Raw genomic sequence first — 17,928 nt, 5'->3', positions numbered from 1 at the left:
CTGGATTTTCCCATGCACAGCTTTTTTCTTTATTTCGTCAAATAGTTCTCTGTATAATATGGTTTATTTTCCTCATCGAAGGCAACTCCGACACCGAGTGATTCAAAATCCTTCTGTAATTTGTTTTCCCTGTGTCCAATGGAATTCATTAGGCCTTCATGGGCAAAGATACTGCTATTCTGACCGGCAGCCAGATTTTCCCCCGCCATTCGAAAATTGATTTTGTCATCTTCCATCCGGTCGAAAGGGGATTCTCCTTCAAGATTTGTATGGTTGAAGTATTGATTCACGGCCATATCTTCACTATGATCCTGTGCAGTGACCTTCACTTGTTTATCCCATGTAAGCACTGAGAGATTATGATTGACCCGTGATGCATTGGTCAAATCGAATAATTGATATTCAAAGCCCTTCTTTAATCCGGGGCCGGCCTCTGCAAAATAGCCGCTTTTTTGCTGTTCGAGTTTTGCGTCGATGATTTGAATTGCCGTGACTGTATTTTGCTCATGTTTGTCATAAAAAATGGTCACATAGCTATTATCCATTTCAAACATATCGTATTCGCCGCTGTCACTTCGAATCTGGTAATAGACGTTTCCTTTAAGCAGTTTTGTTACAGGCTCCCCCATTTTCCCAGTCACGGTTTCTTTGGGAGTGCCGCGTTTTATGCCTTCCTTTGAGGAAATCAAATCTTGGTTCGTATATAAACCAACAACTTTATTGTTGTTATCGTAGGCAACCATGAAGAAATTTTGATAATTTTCGTGATAGGCAAACCAGTCTACACCATATTCATTCCGCGTATTCCGCTTAGCCTCACCAGCCATTTTTTCTACATCAGCTTTCGTATCGCCCATTTCGATATTACGGACTGAAAATGATGCATCAGCAGGTGCTTCCAGTGCTGGTTTTTTCACTTTTTCCGTTTCCTGTGATTCTTTTTCAGAAGCGGTATCCAATGTTTCCGTCAGCGATCCAATCAGGCTGCTGACTCCAGTACTCAGTTTTTCCAAGGCAGTCGAAACCTCTGGCCCGTTTATAAAGGAACGAACATCGGATGCAAAGGCACTAACCCCCGCTTTGAACCCAGACTCCTGAATATCTCTACCATATCCATACCAAAGTCCACTGAGTAGGAGTATGAGGACCACAATATTAAACAATTTCCGCAAATCGTTCACTCCTGCTCTATCTAGGATATAGAATCCCGATTATTGAAAGATCATCTGCAGCATACTTAAGACAGGTGGGGCACATAACAAAAACAGTGAACACAGAATGAGTATTTGTGAGGCCATTTTTGGAAGCTTTTCCTTCCCTTTTCCCGAATACCAGCCACTGAACTGAAGTTTATTTCTATACCAGACGAATAATAAAATCAGGATCGCAATCGAGCCTAGCCAGCCATACTGATTCATATTAACTCCTATGTTTATATATATGCCGTTTACAATGGTCGAAATGATTGTTCCGGATATCCCGAAAATTAGTATGATGCGTATCAATTCTAATAAAACTCTCATCTGTCACTCCTTGGTTTCACCATTATACTTCTTGGTTAAAAAAATAAAAACTTTAATGGTGTGGTATTACATATTATACCAAAAAGAAGGAGGGGAATAAAACGGATGGTACGAAGGTAAATTATATACAAAAAAAGATTAGCCACTTCGAGCTAATCTTTTTTTGTTTGGAATTACTTCAATTGATCATTCAATACACTTTCCTCGAGAACGGAAAACTTATCTCCATACACTCTGGTTATGTGATTTTCCCCCCACGTACATAGTGCGGAAAGGATACTTTCCAGGCTTTGTCCATACTCACTTAGTTCATATTCCACTTTTGGGGGGACTTGGTTGTAAACGATCCGATTGATGACACCGTCCTGTTCAAGCTCCCGCAATTGTTGGGTCAACATTTTTTGGGTGATGTTTGGCATAAGGCGCTTCAATTCACTAGTCCGCTTTTTTCCGTGGGTCAGATGGCAGAGGATTACGCATTTCCACTTCCCGCCCAGTACTTCCAGAGTTGCTTCAACTGATATATTGTACTTCTTTTTTTGCATGATTTGCATACTCTCCTTATTTTTATAGGAACTTTAAGGTACCTATATTACTTTAAAGTACGTACTGGTTTTTATTTATATTATATCTCATAATAACATTTGCACACCGAATTCCACTGTACCATATATAAAAAAGTTGCTTAGGCAATTTCAATGATAGTACAAAACGACGAGAAGGAGAAGAGGATATGATTTCAAGTAAAAATAGAAGTACATGGGCATTGCTGGCTTTAGCGATCAGTGCCTTTGCGATAGGAACAACTGAGTTCATCAGCGTGGGATTATTACCACTCATTTCTAAAGATTTACACATTACAGTAACGACGGCGGGGTTGACGGTATCCTTATACGCATTGGGGGTCATGTTCGGGGCACCTATCCTGACATCCCTGACATCGAATATGTCGCGAAAGACTTTATTGCTTTGGATAATGGTCGTGTTCATTGCCGGAAATGCATTAGCGGCATCTGCGACAACGGTAGGTGTATTATTGATCGCACGTGTTATTTCAGCGCTTGCACATGGTGTCTTCATGTCAATCGGCGCTACGATTGCGGCTGATTTGGTCCCTGAAAACCGCAGGGCGAGTGCCATCGCCATCATGTTTACAGGTCTGACGGTGGCAACGGTGACCGGAGTTCCTTTTGGAACCTTCATCGGTCAGCAATTCGGCTGGAGATTCGCTTTCATCATCATTGTGGCAATCGGCTTGATTGCTTTCATAGGGAACGGCATCCTGGTCCCATCCGATTTAAGAAAAGCTGCAAAGACCACGTTCCGTGACCAAGTCAAATTGGTGACGAATGGCCGATTGCTGCTAGTATTCATCATTACAGCGTTAGGGTATGGAGGAACATTCGTTGTCTTCACGTACCTGTCGCCATTACTTCAGGAAGTGACAGGGTTTAAAGAAGGAACTGTGGCCTTGATTTTGCTAGTATATGGAGTAGCGATAGCAATAGGAAATACCCTTGGCGGGAAATTAGCCAATCGCAATCCTATTAATGCCCTATTCTATATGTTTCTTATACAGGCCATTGTACTTGTGGTCTTGACTTTCACGGCACCGTTTAAGATCGCAGGTTTAATTACGATCATTTTAATGGGATTGTTTGCATTCATGAATGTTCCGGGTCTTCAAGTGTATGTCGTCATGTTAGCGGAGCGTTTCGTGCCGAGTGCAGTGGATGTTGCGTCAGCCATCAATATTGCCGCCTTCAATGCAGGAATCGCCATTGGTGCCTACTTAGGAGGGGTGATTACGGATTCGATCGGACTGATCCATACAGCGTGGATAGGTGGAGTCATGGTGTTTGCAGCAGTGATTTTAACAGGGTGGAGCCGGGCCTTGGAAAGTAGAGACCGTTCCAAGGGAATGGACAAACCAGCATAGGATTAAAAAAGTGATGCATGTTAGAAAAAGCATGCTATGCGTTTAGAGTATCAATAAAACAAGTATCATTGCATCCCTTCAGCGAATGGTGGAAGGTTCCTTGAAGGGATGTAATGATACTGATACTTAAGCGCATTACAATCTTTGATAAAAACAATGAAAAAAATTTGGAGGTAGAATGATAATGGTGAAAAATTTACAAGATACAACAACATTGCATAACGGCGTTAAAATGCCTTGGTTCGGATTGGGCGTATTTAAGGTGGAAGAAGGACCGGAGCTGGTAAATGCAGTTAAAGTGGCCATTAAACACGGTTATCGCAGTATCGATACTGCTGCCATTTATGAAAATGAAGAAGGGGTTGGACAAGGGATTCGCGAGGGCTTAAAAGAAGCTGGAATCTCCAGGGAAGACTTATTCGTAACATCAAAAGTCTGGAATGCCGATTTGGGATATGAATCGACAATTGCGGCTTACGAAAAAAGCTTAAAGAAACTTGGCTTGGAGTACTTGGATTTATATCTTATCCATTGGCCAGTGGAAGGAAAATATAAAGAAGCTTGGAGAGCTTTGGAAACTCTCTATAAAGAAGGAAAAGTGAAAGCAATCGGTGTGAGCAATTTCCAGATTCACCACCTAAAAGATTTAATGGAAGATGCAGAAGTGAAGCCGATGGTCAATCAAGTAGAATGCCATCCGCGGTTAACTCAAAAAGAAGTTCAGGCATTTTGTAAGGAACAAGGAATACAACTTGAAGCATGGTCACCATTGATGCAAGGTGAACTTCTGGATAATGACGTTTTACAAGCAATTGCGACCAAGCACGGTAAATCAGTCGCACAAGTCATTTTACGCTGGGATTTACAAAATGGGATTGTAACCATTCCAAAATCCACAAAAGAACATCGTATTGTAGAAAACTCATCTGTATTCGATTTCGAATTGACGGAAGAAGAAATGAACCAAATTGATGGATTGAATCAGAATCACCGTGTTGGTCCAGATCCTGATAATTTCGACTTTTAATCACGTATGAAGAAGAGGGACGGGATATCCGTCTTTCTCTTTTTTTTTTGGATCTCCACATTGTTGGGGATGGAAATGCTGTACTAACATTCGATGGCGTTGACAATGACAGCTTCGGGAACCTGATTAGTTGACACGTTATTACTGAGATGATATAAATGCATGTGCATGCATTATATGAAAAAGGAGATAAAAAATATGAATGATTTATTTTCACCTTATCGCATAAAAGAACTTGAACTTAAAAATAGGATCGTCATGCCGCCGATGTGCCAATATTCCGTCGAAGCGGAAGATGGTATACCAACAAACTGGCATCAGCAGCATTATGTAAGCAGGGCAGTTGGAGGCACAGGGTTAATTATAGTTGAAATGACCGATGTGGAGCCTGATGGGCGCATTTCGAATCGCGATCTTGGATTATGGTCCGACGATCAAATTGGAGCTTTCTCCAACATCGTTAAGGAAGTTCATCAATACGGTGCAAAAATTGGGATACAGATCGCCCATGCAGGCCGTAAAGCGGAGGATGCCGAAACTCCGGTGGCACCATCAGCCATCGCTTTTGATGAGTCGTTTAAAACACCAAGAGCTTTAGAAACGGAAGAAGTGAAGGAAATGGTCGATAAATTCCGGGCATCGGCCAGAAGGGCTGTTCAAGCAGGTTTTGACGTAATCGAATTACACGGTGCACACGGGTATCTAATCCACCAATTCACATCACCGCTTACGAATAAACGGGATGACGAATATGGAAGGGACCTGACCAAATTCGGAGTGGAAGTCATTAAAGCTGTGAAAAGCGAAATGCCTGCCGACATGCCTTTGATCATGCGCATTTCTGCAAGAGAATACGTTGAAGGCGGTTATGGTATTGAAGAAAGCATTGCATTTTCACAAGTCTTTAAAGAAGCAGGCGTCGATATGTTCCATGTAAGCTCTGGAGGAGAAGGCCCGATTGGAGCAGACGGAAGACCGGGTACGCATGCTAACTATCAAACGCCGTTGGCCAGGGAAATCAAAAAAGCTTTGGATATTCCGGTGATTGCTGTAGGTCGATTAGATGATCCGATTCTTGCAAATTCGATCATTGGTAATGAAGAAGCGGAATTGGTTGCCGTCGGCAGAGGAATGCTGCGAAACCCTTATTGGGCACTGGAAGCATCTAAAGCTTTGAATAAAAAAACGGAGATCCCTAAACAATACCAACTGGGATTCAAGCATTGATTCAAATTTTTTCCTTAAAACGCTGGCGAATATTATATTCGCTGGCGTTTTTACATTCAGGACCCGTCGTGACTATAGTAGGGATAGGGATCATCGCAAATTATTCGATCCTTTCGGTATTCTGATAGTGGCTGCCTTGTTAGGAGCCCTTTTAACCAGGATGGTCTTTGAAGCAATAAAAATTTGAGTGTTGGCTGATAGTTAAATTTCATAAGCCGAACCATTACGTGATGTTTAACTGGAAATTTTGTTATAATGAAAAAGATAAATCAAACGATAATTCGAGGTGCTAATTATGGAAGAAATCAAAATCATTACAACTGAAGAAGTAGAAGCTAAGCTTGAGGCAGGCGAAGCGATGGAACTTGTCGATGTTCGTGAAGACGAAGAAGTGCAAGAGGGAATGATCGAAGGCGCGAAACATATTCGCATGAATGATATCCCGGCGAACCTTGACTATTTTGATAAAGAAAAAGAATATATTTTTATCTGCCGTTCAGGACGCCGCAGTGAAAATGTATGCCATTATCTTCAGGAACAAGGATATAAAGTGGCAAACATGGTCGGCGGAATGCTTGAATGGGACGGCGAAGTCATCGTTAAGTGAAGTTCTTCAAAAAAACCTGTTACTTTTGTAAGCGTAAATCCAAGAATGTGACGGCTTATTTGAATGAAGAAAGAAAAAAGATCATGGTTTGTTCACAATGCCGTGAATATGCGGAAAGACGCGCATATTTGAAGGCGTGAAAAAAAGAGTCCTTTCATCATGAAAGGGCTCTTTTTTCTGTATGAACCTTTCCTAACGGGGATGCAAAAGTTATATGTTAAAATTAGGGTGCTGAAATCAGAAAATATAGAAAAAGGAGAGTTGAAGCATGAATGTTCATAAAATAGCGGTTATTGCTGGTGACGGGATAGGCCCTGAGGTGATTAATGAGGGTGTAAAGGTACTTAAAGAAGTGGCTGCAATTGCCGGGGATTTTTCTTTCCAGTTCACCTATTTTCCATGGGGCTGTGAATATTATCTTGAGCACGGCAAAATGCTGCCCGACGACGGACTGGAACAACTGATGAAGTTTGACGCCGTGTATCTTGGAGCGGTCGGTTATCCTGGTGTCCCGGACCATATTTCCTTACGTGAACTTCTGCTGAAAATCAGAAAGGGATTTGACCAATATGTGAATGTTCGACCCGTTAAATTGCTTCAAGGTGCACCCTGTCCATTAAAAGACGTGACTCGTGACCAAATCGATATGGTTGTCATCCGTGAAAACAGTGAAGGGGAATATTCCGGTGCCGGTGATTGGCTTTTTAAAGGCAAGCCGGAAGAAGTGGTACTGCAGACTGGGGTTTTTTCACGAAAAGGAACGGAGAGGATCATCCGTTATGCGTATGAACTGGCGCGTAAGACGGGAAGGACGCTAACGAGCATAAGCAAGGCGAACGCATTGAATTATTCAATGGTTTTTTGGGATCAGGTTTTTGAAGAAATTGGACAGGAGTATCCGGAAGTAGAAACGAATTCCTATCTGGTCGATGCGGCGAGCATGTATTTTGTCAAACAGCCCGAACGGTTTCAAATCGTTGTCACCTCCAATTTGTTTGGTGACATCATCACGGATTTAGGTGCTGCCATTGCAGGCGGGATGGGACTGGCGGCCGGTGCCAATTTAAACCCGGAACGGATTTATCCTTCGATGTTCGAACCCATTCATGGTTCAGCCCCGGATATAGCACATCAAGGCATCGCCAATCCACTTGCGGCCATATGGTCCGCCAGCCAGATTCTCGATTTCTTTGGGCACGAGGTTTGGGGTGCAAAAGTGTTGGACGTGATCGAACAGTTGATGATTGATAAAAAGGCGCTGACTCCTGATATGGGCGGGGCTGCTTCTACAGAAGAAGTCGGGAATGAAGTGGTTGCAATATTATCCGCTTTACATACAAATCAAGTATAATTATCATGAAAAATGGGCATCCTGCACAATAACTATCATTATAGTAAAAGGGCGGGGAGAGCCGATGATACAAGTCAAATTATTTGATTATGAGCATGAAAAGGATCTAGAGGATGAAATGAACTTTTTCCTGGAAGACATTCGTGATAATCAAATCGTCGATATCAAATACAATGTCGCCACTACAGGTGAAGAGGAAGAGGAACAAATCTACTGTTTCAGTGCGATGATCATCTATAAAAAAAAATAAAGGCCGGCTGGCCCTATAATCAATATTAGACTATCTATTGCTGCAACGCGGGCAATCCAAGGTAGTCTTTTTTTCGTCTTGACTTCCTGGGAAGGGGGCGAATTCGATGTGGAAATTAGGATGATGTCGCTTCCCCGCCGTTGACATGAAGTGTTTGTCCTGTCACAAAACGGGAATCATCAGAAGCGAGATAGACAAAGGTGGGAGCCAGTTCAAATGGCGGACCTTGAAGCTCCATCGGGTTATCGACTTGTGTCACTTCGTCTGCCGAGAAACTTGCCGGGATGAGGGGTGTCCAAAACCTTCCGGGCGCAACGGCGTTCACACGGATGCCTTGACCTAGTAGGGTTACTTTATGATGATCAGGTATATGCCGTGCATGAAGAACATGTAGGGGGACGGGCTCGTTGCCGTGCAGCTCGAATATGCTGAAGGGTAGAAAAAAGTTTTTGGAGGCCTCTATATGCCCTATTATTATAGCGAAGAAGTGAAGTTATTATTGGTCGAACAATCGGATGAAAAAGTGGAGTTGTTATATGATTCCAACCCAAATACCTTTGAATTGCCGCTCATAGGACCAAGACCGCCCTATTATTATAACCCGCGTTATGTGCCGTATTATCCTGTGATTTAAAGGTGAACATGAAAAGGGAAAATGCATGAAGAAATCTGCTGAAATGGCTGCCTTGGTCTTTCAATGAGTGGACTAAAAGCAGCCTCAATTCGACTCAATAAAATTCCAAATCATAACAGATGACATTAGGAAAAACTGATTATATTCTTTTCTGGATTTTACAAACACGGAGATAATGGGTAAAGTTATACATAATACATTGAGCGGACTGGTGTATTTAAGGGAGAGATCCATTTTGGATAAAAATATGAAACAACTAATAGAAAATATACAGCAATCGGATGGTGGCCATATTTTATACTGTTTTAATGAATTGGAAGCCTACATTGAAAATGAGGCGACTTTCATCATTGCCGGTGTTGAACAGGGAGACCATATCCTGGTCGTCGAAAATGACCGTATCTTTCCTTTCGTGTACAAGAAATTGCAGCTTCATTTAAATGAGGAGCAGTTGGAGCAAGTGCATCTTATGAATAATTTTGATTTTTATTGTTTTCATGGAGACTTCCATCCTTCGACGATGGTTAATTATTTCTTGGAAAATATCGATACATACACTAAACGTAATCAGCACGTGCGGACATGGGGCCATGTTGAATGGGGGCATGACGATCAAGTCAACTTAGCGATAGGCGACTATGAAAAAGGAATCGACAAACTGATCAAGGAAAGAGGATTGATTTCAGTTTGTGCATACGATGACTGCAGAGTGCCTGCCGAACTTAAAACAAACTTGATCAAGCATCATGGCGTCCTGATAACCGATGAAAAAATTACGATATTAGCAAACGGATAGAAAAAAAGGAGCGAGTTATTTGGACAGTTTTACTGAACGGGTGATTAATATCATACAACATATCCCTTCCGGTAAGGTGATGACATATGGTCAAATTGGACAGCTCGCCGGAAGTCCTCGCGGTGCACGGCAGGTCGTAAGAATCCTTCATTCAAGCAGCAAAAAACATGACCTTCCTTGGCACCGGGTAATCAATGCCAAGGGAGAAATCGGCATAAAAGCGGAGGGCGCCGCAGAACACCAGAAGGGGATGCTGGAGAGTGAAGGCATTAGATTCACGGAACGGAATACCATTGACCTCGAAGCTTTTCGCTATCATCCAGAAATATTTTAAGCGGAAAGCCTGATATAAGAAGCGGCGCGAGTGCGGACGAATAAAGTGCGTGAACCGTCGAAAATACTGCTCCGGATGCCAAAAAAGTACGATGAAGGCTGAAATAACGGTGCCTATGCAGGAATTGATGCCTTACAAACCATGAATGGATGATAGGCTTACAAAATCGTATCTAAAAGAGGCTGATCCAAGCGGATCAGCCTCTTTTTAGGAATTATGAACGGGCATACATGGCAGCATTCATTCCGGCAAGCCTTCCGGTTACTAATGCCGATGTGATATTATAGCCGCCTGTGTATCCGTGTATATCCAGAATTTCACCGCAGAAATATAGTCCGTCCATTAGTTTGGATGCCATTTCTTTTGGATGTATTTCTTTGACGGTTACGCCTCCGCCCGTGACGAAGGCTTTTTCTAGCGGCTGGGTGCCATGTACTCCGAATTGGAAGTCCTTGCATAATTCTGCAAAACGGCGGATTTTTTCATTTGATATCGTCGCTCCTTGTTCTTGAAGGTCGATGCCGCTTCGCTCAAGCAGGAAGTTAAGGTATCGTTCTGGAACTAAACCTTTTAAGGTATTTTTAATGGCTTTTTTCGGTTCGGCTTTGATTTCCTTCATGATGTCTTGAAAAACCTCTTCCTTGTTTCGGTCCGGCAGGGCATCGAGTTTCATGATCACTTCCGATAGGTTCCATTTTTTCATCGCTTTCACGACGAATTGGCTGCATCTTAGAACAGCAGGACCGGAGACGCCAAAATGGGTGAAGAGCATGTCCATTCGGTGTGTGATCAGGGCCTTGCCTTTTGGGTTAAGGACACTCAATGAAACATCGCGAAGTGCGAGGCCTTGAAGTGTTCGATCTTTAATGAATGTTTCATGGCTGAGTACGGGAACTTCAGTTGGGAACAGTTCGGTAATCGTGTGCCCCGCCTTTTTAGCCCATGCGTAGCCGTCACCGGTTGAACCGGTGTGAGGAACTGACTTCCCGCCGACTGCAATCACGACTGCATCTGTGTCAATAGTCTGTCCATCTTTTAACCGGATACCGCTTGTTTTTCCATGTTCATAGAGAACTTCCGCAACTGGAGAGTTCTTATAAATCGTTACTTTTAAATTCGACAGGCGCGTCAGAAGGGCATCCACGACACTTTGCGCTTTATCGTTGACGGGGAACATCCGGCCATGGTCCTCTTCTTTAAGAGCCACGCCCAATTTTTCAAAGAATTGAATAATGTCTTCATTATTGAACTCTGAGAATGCACTGTATAGAAATCGCCCGTTTCCAGGGATATGCTGAATGATTTCATCGATTGAGAGCCTGTTCGTCACGTTGCAGCGTCCGCCGCCCGAGATTGCAAGTTTCCTGCCAAGCTTCTCGCCTTTATCCACTAACAAGACATTGGCACCTTTTTCCCCGGCTGCAATTGCTGCCATCAATCCGGAAGGACCGCCGCCAATTACCACTACATCATATTTCAAATTGATCACCACTTTATCATTTTCAGTCCCTTCATTATATAGCAAGAGCCCGTCAGATTGCGAATGTAGAAGAAAAGGAATTATTTGTTTGTGTATTATCTTCGAAAACGATAAACTTGAGTGTAGTTTTCTATAGAAAAAATACTTTAATATGATAAGATAAAGAGCGTGTGAAACGTAACTGACAGAGGCAGGAAGGGATTAGATGTCATCTAAGTTTTTAAAAGGGGCTTTTATATTAACGCTGGGAGCGATCATTTCCAAGATACTTGGTTTATTTTACGTCATCCCATTTGAACATATGGTTGGGAATAAAGGGGCTACCCTCTATCAATATGGGTACGTTCCATATACCATTTTCATTAGCTTTGCAACGGCAGGCATGCCGCTTGCTGTTTCTAAATTCATTTCAAAGTATAATGCGCTCGAGGAATACGCCGTCGGTGAGAAGTTATTTAAATCGAGCCTGAAATTAATGGTTGTCACCGGTTTTCTCGCCTTTTTGATTCTCTATACGATGGCCCCGCTGTTTACTGGAGTCTTTGGGGTCAGGCAGGAAGATGTCAGGGATGTCACGGAGATCATACGGGCAGTCAGCTTCGCCTTGATTTTTGTACCGTTCATGAGCATCATCCGCGGCTTCTTTCAAGGTCATGAAGCAATGGAACCAACGGCCATATCTCAGGTTATCGAACAAATTGTCCGCATCGTGTTCCTTCTGGCTGGTGTGTATGTTGTTTTGAATGTCCTGGATGGAGAGTTAGTGAGAGCCATCCAAGTAGCTACCTTCGCGGCTACGGTCGGGGCTGTCGGCGGTTTAGTGGTGTTATTTTGGTATTGGAAAAAACAAAAACCCCATCTGGACAGCTTGATGAAGAAAGACCGGGGGACGATGGAAATTTCCCTGAAGGAGATCTATAAAGAAATATTTCTTTCGTCGATTCCTTTCATATTTGTCGGAATCGCGATGCCATTGTTTCAGTTTGCGGACCTATTGTCTTTCAATAAGGCGATGTCGTCCATCGGGTTGCAGCATGTCGCAGAAGATGCCCTTGGGGTTTTGAATGTATATGCCCAGAAGCTTGTCTTGATTCCGATGACGCTTGCAACCGGGTTTTCAATGGCGCTTCTTCCCTCGGTGACGAAGGCATATGTAAGCGAGGATTCGGAAGAGTTAAACCGCCAGCTGAATCAAGCCTTCCAAATTTTGTTGTTCATTACGATTCCAGCGGTCGTTGGCATGTCGGTGCTAGCCGATCCAATCTATAGTGCCTTTTACAGCCATGATCCACTTGGAATCAGTGTCCTGAAGGCATATGCGCCCGTTTCCATCTTGTTTGCGCTTTTTTCCGTTTCGGCGGCCATTTTACAAGGGATCAATCAGCAAAAATATACGGTGCTCAGCCTGCTTGTTGGCTTTTTAATCAAATTGAGCTTGAATATCCCGATGATCAAGTTGTTTGAAACGGAAGGATCCGTTTATGCGACGGCATTCGGCTACTTGGCTGCTGTGCTGCTGAATTTGTATGTCATTACCTACTTTACTGGATATCGTTACAGCCTTACCATCAGAAGATCTGTTTTGATAAGTGTTTTTTCAATCATAATGGGACTGGCTGCATGGGGCATGTTCAGTTTATTATCACTGTGGCTTACAACGGAAGGGCGCTTCCAAGCGATTTTGATCGTGGCCGTTTGTGCAATTTTTGGAGCTCTCATTTATGCGGCGCTTTCCTTGAAAAGCAAACTTGCCCATCGTTTGTTCGGTGCCCGGATCGATCGTTTAAAAGCTAAATTAGGATTATAAGCTGGAAGTTTGAAATGTAAAAAAAGGGTATTGAATGGTAATCCCTAGATTAAAATATATTGGCCTTGCCTGTCATAAAGTGGGCAAGGCTTTTTACTGAAAAAGGCTTTAGGAGGAAACGATGAGAATAGATAAAATTTTATCCAATATTGGTTATGGCAGCAGGAAAGAAGTGAAAAAGCTCCTGAAGTCCGGCGCCGTCAAGGTCAATGAAAGGCTGCTTAAGGACCCGAAAGAACAAGTGGACCCTGATACGGAAATCGTGACGGTTCATGGTGAACGGGTTGAATACAGGGAATTCATCTATTTAATGATGAATAAACCACCAGGCGTATTGTCGGCAACGGAAGACAAACACCAAGAAACGGTCATAGACATCTTGGAGCCAGAAGATTCGGTTTTCGAGCCATTTCCTGTAGGCCGCCTTGATAAGGACACAGAAGGTCTATTGCTGATCACGAATGACGGAAAGCTTGCCCACCAACTGCTTTCCCCGAAGAAACATGTCCCTAAAACATATTTTGCGGTCATTGATGGCGAAGTAACGGAACGGGATATCGAGGCATTCCGCAACGGCGTGACCTTGGATGATGGATACGAAACAAAACCAGGTGAATTGAATATTTTAAAATCAGGTCTGACATCGGATATCGAGCTGACGATCATGGAAGGGAAGTTCCATCAGGTGAAGCGGATGTTTGAGGCCGTTGGCAAACGTGTCGTCTACCTAAAACGTCTTTCCATGGGGAGTTTACAGCTTGATGAGGAACTTGAGCTTGGTGAATACCGTGAATTAACGGCGGAGGAGCTTGAACAGTTAAAGGCGGGCCAACCGACTGAATGATAGCTGGACGCAAAAAATGAGGCGGACAATATTGTCCGCCTCAAAGTATTTTACATATCGATCTTGTTCGGGTGGTCGTTCTTTTTACGATGACATCTTCACCTTTTTACTTGTTGTCGTCCAAAGGCCTCGGCTTGGGCTTTGAACAAGGTCATTGTATGCTAAGACATTTAAATCGCGCTGCACAGTTCGAGGAGTGATGCCAAATTCTTCTACAAGCTCTTGAGTAGAAACCGTACCGTTATTACTAATGAACATATAAACGGATTTAATACGGGTTAACATGCGATTTGTTGAAGGTTTCAAAAAATCACTCCTTATTCTTTTCATTGTTATTTTGAACAAATGAAAACAACCGATATGTCGGACAGCATTTCAGCTGTCACTATGTACTTGCTATACCCACCCTATAACTCCTCGGAAACATTTAGAAAAAATAAGATGTCATTAGCTTCATTCTACCCCTTTGCAAAAGCAAATTCTAGGAAAAGATGCTAATTGACTAAATATTACATTTATTATATCAAATTTTAACAAATTTATTCTCTTTACATATACAAAAATTAATAAAGAGTTGATCCACTCGTTCACGAACATATTTTTCCAATAAAGAATGCTTAATATGCACCCCAAGATGTCACACAACACGAACGTTGACTTTTAAGGCATATACATGTTATTTTACTTAAAAGTATCATAAATCGTAATTATTACGCTTTACGTATTAATAGGTGCTTGATGGCTTGCGGTTATGATGTCATAATGAGGTATCGGGCAGTATAGACTTTTCATACATATCTAAAAGGATTTAAATATAAACCAATTCGAGGTAGAGCCATATGAACGAAAGATTAATGGAGTTTTTATTGCGCGACGAAGTGACCAGACTTTCTGGCGTGAAAAAACAAGTGTATGAATTCATCGTGAACGAAGAAGATTATCTTGCTTCGAAGTCGGACACGGTCGATCAATTCATGAGATTGCTGGTAAAGCATTCTCCGCCCCGGCTCGCAGCCCGTCATTTCAATATGCCTTATGGAGAAATCATTCGTTTCATGAATGAAATAGAAGATGAACTGAATGAGAGATTAGAGGAAAGATGCAAGAAAGTGAAGTGGATGGACTACACGGAAAAGGACCAGCAGGCATTTGTGAAATATCATAGAAAGTTATATCTATTCGTAAATTAATAAATGGATCATAAAAATGCCCTCGGTATGAAAGGGCATTTTTTTATTTGTCCGGAACCGTTAAACGGGAATCCAGCACCATCATTCCTCTCCAGCCTCCTCGCCGCAAGCACCTAGCGGGGTCTCGGCTAGTCAGTGATTCGGCAGGAGTGTCGCAAATTTTAGTAAGAGTTTTATAAAACAGTGAAAAAGTAAACTAGTCTTCTCATGGTTCGGGAGGAAACCATTCCGAAGCCCCTTTTTCCTACTGTTTTTTTAAAAACAAACATTCAGTTGATTGGAACGGAAGGTACGAGACTCCTGCGGGAAATGCGCGTCCAGGGGAGACACCGCAGGCGCAAAGAGCGCCGAGGGCGGACCGCCCGCGGAAAGCGAGTACACAATACGGAAGGCCATTCAATGAGGAAGACGTTGAAAAACTATATGCTGAATTCGAACCGGCACTGATGATGTCATTGGCGGATTATACAGATCCAATACCAGGGGTTATCGAGACGGTGGAAGCATTAAGAAATCGCGGCCTGAAGATTGGGTCGACAACGGGTTATACGGATACAATGATGGAGGTTGTAGTGGCAAATGCTTTGAAAAAAGGGTATCGTCCGGATTTCCATGTAACCCCAGATGCAACCCATTCGCTTGGAAGGCCTTATCCTTACATGATATATCGGAATATGGAAGAATTGAAGTTAACCGCATCATGGAAGGTAGTGAAGGTAGGCGATACTATTTCCGATATGCAAGAGGGAGTCAATGCTGGGGTATGGTCGGTCGGAATCATTGTCGGAAGCTCCGAGATGGGATTGAGTATGAATGAGTATACAAGTTTACCAGAACGAGATAAACAAAATCTCATCTCTAAAACGGCAGAAACCTTTATTGAAAACGGAGCAGACTTTACCATCAAAACGATGGAGGATTTACCTGAACTCATAGATCGCATCAACCTTCTTATAGCAGAAGGGAAAAGACCTCGTTCAAGCTAACATTCAGTGCCAGAAAAAGTGCAGCATATCCTTCATTCTTGATTGGGAATAAGATATGACTGCACTTTTTCACTTTTGGACTGGTTGTTATCTCGATTCTCTTAATTTCTTTTTACAAGGTGAGGATAGACCTACGCCATCAATCTTTTCTTTAGATAACCATTCGATGGATTAATCCAGTAATGACCTGTAGGTCTCATAGCGACAATAGTTTGTGTCTAAACCGTTTTTCATCTTTTTTATAAACATCGTGACTTTATTTTAAATCTACACTATAATTTTCTTCGATTTTTAGTACTGGCGGCTGTTTTTTAAGTCCTTTTGTCAATACAAGTAAATAAATGAAGCCTATTATTAACCAACTTACTCCAAGTACTTTTGAGTGCGCATCAAGATTCACAAGCAGTAAAATATCAAGAGCAGCTCCAATGATAGGAACAAATAAATATAAGACAGTTCCTTTTACCGAACGTTCTCTATTTCTAATATAATAATGAGCAATTACGGAAATATTAACACAAGTGTACGCAAGAAACGCCCCGAAATTAATAAATGATGCTACAAGATCTAAACTTAAAAATAAAGCAAGCAAAGAGACAAAACTGATGATCAGTATATTATTTACGGGTGTTTTATATCTCGGATGCAGGGTGCCAAAGAACTTTTTAGGAAACTGTCCGTCTCGCCCCATCGTATAGAGGACTCGTGATGCACTTGCCTGGGACGACATGGCACTACCCAATACAGCTAATGCGTAAAGCGCAAGATATATGGAGTACATCGCCTTTCCACCAACAAGTTTAATAATTTCGTAGGCAGCCGAATCAGGATTAGTAAATGTGCTATACTCTGGCCATACAAGATACGAGAAATATGAAACACTTGTAAAAATTAAACCGCCACCAAGAGTAATTAAAATAACAGCTCGGGGAATTGTTTTCTTAGGGTTCACTGTCTCTTCCGCAAACGCTGTAACTGATTCAAACCCAAGGAAACAAAAGCATAATAATGCTGCTCCGGCTATTGTATAAGAAAAAGGTTCTTTCGAATTATAGAATGGCTCAAGAGATAAAAGAGTTGCCGTGCTTTCTCCCATAAAAATTTCCTTAATAGAAAAACCTATAAAGATAAGGATAAAAAGAAAGGCAAAAATCGTAATGAATGCGTTTACATTTGTGGCAATCTTTAATCCTTTAATATTAATAAAAGTGACGAGAATCAGCATACCTGCAATCCAGATGTAACTTGGAATTGTAGGAAAGGCAGCTGAGAAAAAAATGCCAAATACTAAATAATTCACCATTGGCATAAATAAATAATCCATTAAGATCACCCATCCGACAAGAAATCCAACAGAGGGATTGAGCGATTTTTGCGTATAAACATAGGCAGAACCGGAAGATGGAAACGCAATTGCCATTTTCCCATAACTGTAAGCAGTAAACATCATTACCACTAGAGCAACTATCATTGCCCCTGGAACAGTGCCGTGGGAAATATTGGCCGCAATACCATACGTAGTAAAAGCTGTGGTTAACCCCATAAATGAAAAACCAAACAATACAACTGGAATGAGTGTCAGTGTTCTATCCGTTTTCCTTAAATTTGACATGTAAAACACTCTCCTCTTTTACCTGATTTAACCTTTTGTAAGAAATAGGAACAATATTATTACTTCCATGGCTTTTTTAATACGTGGTTTTCTAGAAATTATAAAAAAGTCAGAAAGATGCTAGGGAGCCTACTTGGAATGATCCATGAATTTGTTGTCTTATTTCCCCATTCCTCGTAAGGAATTCCGTCTGCAGAATAACAAAGATAATTCCTGCAAAAATCTTCTCGCTGGCATCTTTACTGACTCTTGCAATTTCTTTAGTAGCGACTTGTTCAATAACGTGTATACTAATTTCTAATCAATAGAAATGATACGTAG

General features: G+C 42.0%; 18 protein-coding genes and 2 pseudogenes. 13 read left to right on the top strand and 7 right to left on the bottom strand.

Features of this window, described 5'->3' with window-relative positions; translation table 11 throughout:
* Window positions 1-29: 29 nt before the first annotated feature.
* From NYE63_RS21565 to NYE63_RS21555, 3 genes are all read right to left on the bottom strand, one after another.
* The gene (locus NYE63_RS21565) at window positions 30-1,181 is read right to left on the bottom strand and encodes a CAP domain-containing protein (RefSeq protein WP_342602634.1); all 1,152 of its coding nucleotides are present in this window, start codon (window positions 1,179-1,181) and stop codon (window positions 30-32) included.
* A gap of 30 nt (window positions 1,182-1,211) precedes the next feature.
* Complete coding sequence (locus NYE63_RS21560; protein WP_342602633.1) at window positions 1,212-1,523, bottom strand: hypothetical protein; 312 nt, start codon at window positions 1,521-1,523, stop codon at window positions 1,212-1,214.
* Between the two features lie 173 nt (window positions 1,524-1,696).
* Window positions 1,697-2,068, bottom strand: coding sequence for a winged helix-turn-helix transcriptional regulator (locus tag NYE63_RS21555; RefSeq protein ID WP_063232600.1), 372 nt, complete (start codon window positions 2,066-2,068; stop codon window positions 1,697-1,699).
* A gap of 188 nt (window positions 2,069-2,256) precedes the next feature.
* Here NYE63_RS21555 and NYE63_RS21550 point away from each other — a divergent pair, with 188 nt between their 5' ends.
* From NYE63_RS21550 to NYE63_RS21525, 6 genes are all read left to right on the top strand, one after another.
* Window positions 2,257-3,462: an MFS transporter gene (locus tag NYE63_RS21550; protein ID WP_342602632.1), complete on the top strand. Its 1,206-nt coding sequence runs from the start codon at window positions 2,257-2,259 to the stop codon at window positions 3,460-3,462.
* A gap of 184 nt (window positions 3,463-3,646) precedes the next feature.
* A complete protein-coding gene (locus tag NYE63_RS21545; RefSeq protein ID WP_342602631.1) occupies window positions 3,647-4,489 on the top strand; it encodes an aldo/keto reductase in 843 nt (280 codons plus the stop codon).
* 198 nt (window positions 4,490-4,687) lie between these two features.
* Window positions 4,688-5,716: an NADH:flavin oxidoreductase/NADH oxidase gene (locus NYE63_RS21540; RefSeq protein WP_342602630.1), complete on the top strand. Its 1,029-nt coding sequence runs from the start codon at window positions 4,688-4,690 to the stop codon at window positions 5,714-5,716.
* Between the two features lie 295 nt (window positions 5,717-6,011).
* Window positions 6,012-6,323, top strand: coding sequence for a rhodanese-like domain-containing protein (locus NYE63_RS21535; RefSeq protein WP_034309364.1), 312 nt, complete (start codon window positions 6,012-6,014; stop codon window positions 6,321-6,323).
* 268 nt (window positions 6,324-6,591) lie between these two features.
* Window positions 6,592-7,674 (top strand): tartrate dehydrogenase, encoded by a 1,083-nt coding sequence (locus NYE63_RS21530; protein WP_342602629.1) that lies wholly within the window; start codon window positions 6,592-6,594, stop codon window positions 7,672-7,674.
* Between the two features lie 64 nt (window positions 7,675-7,738).
* Window positions 7,739-7,924: a sporulation protein Cse60 gene (locus NYE63_RS21525; protein WP_048682016.1), complete on the top strand. Its 186-nt coding sequence runs from the start codon at window positions 7,739-7,741 to the stop codon at window positions 7,922-7,924.
* 115 nt (window positions 7,925-8,039) lie between these two features.
* Here NYE63_RS21525 and NYE63_RS21520 read toward each other — a convergent pair.
* Window positions 8,040-8,270: pseudogene (locus tag NYE63_RS21520) on the bottom strand (SDR family oxidoreductase); the annotation flags it as partial.
* Between the two features lie 117 nt (window positions 8,271-8,387).
* On the opposite strand from NYE63_RS21520, the gene NYE63_RS21515 reads away from it, so the two are divergent.
* The 3 genes from NYE63_RS21515 (at window position 8,388) to NYE63_RS21505 (ending at window position 9,688) form a co-directional block, all read left to right on the top strand.
* Entirely contained in the window at window positions 8,388-8,558 is a 171-nt protein-coding gene (locus NYE63_RS21515) for a hypothetical protein (RefSeq protein WP_169803975.1), read from the top strand.
* Between the two features lie 235 nt (window positions 8,559-8,793).
* Window positions 8,794-9,354, top strand: coding sequence for an MEDS domain-containing protein (locus NYE63_RS21510; RefSeq protein ID WP_342602628.1), 561 nt, complete (start codon window positions 8,794-8,796; stop codon window positions 9,352-9,354).
* Between the two features lie 19 nt (window positions 9,355-9,373).
* Entirely contained in the window at window positions 9,374-9,688 is a 315-nt protein-coding gene (locus NYE63_RS21505) for an MGMT family protein (protein ID WP_342602627.1), read from the top strand.
* A gap of 214 nt (window positions 9,689-9,902) precedes the next feature.
* Here the strand turns inward: NYE63_RS21505 and NYE63_RS21500 are convergent, their stop codons facing one another.
* Complete coding sequence (locus NYE63_RS21500; protein WP_342602626.1) at window positions 9,903-11,168, bottom strand: NAD(P)/FAD-dependent oxidoreductase; 1,266 nt, start codon at window positions 11,166-11,168, stop codon at window positions 9,903-9,905.
* A 205-nt stretch (window positions 11,169-11,373) separates the two neighbouring features.
* On the opposite strand from NYE63_RS21500, the gene NYE63_RS21495 reads away from it, so the two are divergent.
* Together NYE63_RS21495 and NYE63_RS21490 are read left to right on the top strand one after the other, a co-directional pair.
* Window positions 11,374-12,975, top strand: a complete 1,602-nt coding sequence (locus tag NYE63_RS21495) for a polysaccharide biosynthesis protein (RefSeq protein WP_342602625.1) — start codon at window positions 11,374-11,376, stop codon at window positions 12,973-12,975.
* 121 nt (window positions 12,976-13,096) lie between these two features.
* Window positions 13,097-13,819 (top strand): pseudouridine synthase, encoded by a 723-nt coding sequence (locus NYE63_RS21490; protein ID WP_305162063.1) that lies wholly within the window; start codon window positions 13,097-13,099, stop codon window positions 13,817-13,819.
* Window positions 13,820-13,903: 84 nt separating this feature from the next.
* Here NYE63_RS21490 and NYE63_RS21485 read toward each other — a convergent pair whose 3' ends face one another.
* Window positions 13,904-14,125 carry a DeoR family transcriptional regulator gene (locus NYE63_RS21485; RefSeq protein ID WP_034309346.1) on the bottom strand — a complete coding sequence of 74 codons (222 nt, stop codon included), beginning with the start codon at window positions 14,123-14,125 and terminating at the stop codon, window positions 13,904-13,906.
* A 533-nt stretch (window positions 14,126-14,658) separates the two neighbouring features.
* Between NYE63_RS21485 and NYE63_RS21480 the strand changes: the two genes are divergently transcribed.
* The gene (locus NYE63_RS21480) at window positions 14,659-15,009 is read left to right on the top strand and encodes a hypothetical protein (protein ID WP_207440067.1); all 351 of its coding nucleotides are present in this window, start codon (window positions 14,659-14,661) and stop codon (window positions 15,007-15,009) included.
* Between the two features lie 383 nt (window positions 15,010-15,392).
* Window positions 15,393-15,995, top strand: a pseudogene (phnX, locus tag NYE63_RS21475) (phosphonoacetaldehyde hydrolase); the annotation flags it as partial.
* Window positions 15,996-16,251: 256 nt separating this feature from the next.
* On the opposite strand, the gene NYE63_RS21470 reads toward phnX, so the two are convergent.
* A complete protein-coding gene (locus tag NYE63_RS21470) occupies window positions 16,252-17,607 on the bottom strand; it encodes an APC family permease (RefSeq protein ID WP_342602624.1) in 1,356 nt (451 codons plus the stop codon).
* Window positions 17,608-17,928 lie beyond the last annotated feature (321 nt).

The organism is Peribacillus sp. FSL E2-0159 (assembly GCF_038643155.1).
GTDB classification, from domain to species: Bacteria; Bacillota; Bacilli; order Bacillales; family DSM-1321; genus Peribacillus; species Peribacillus simplex.
This window is presented reverse-complemented; position numbering and strand designations above follow the sequence as displayed.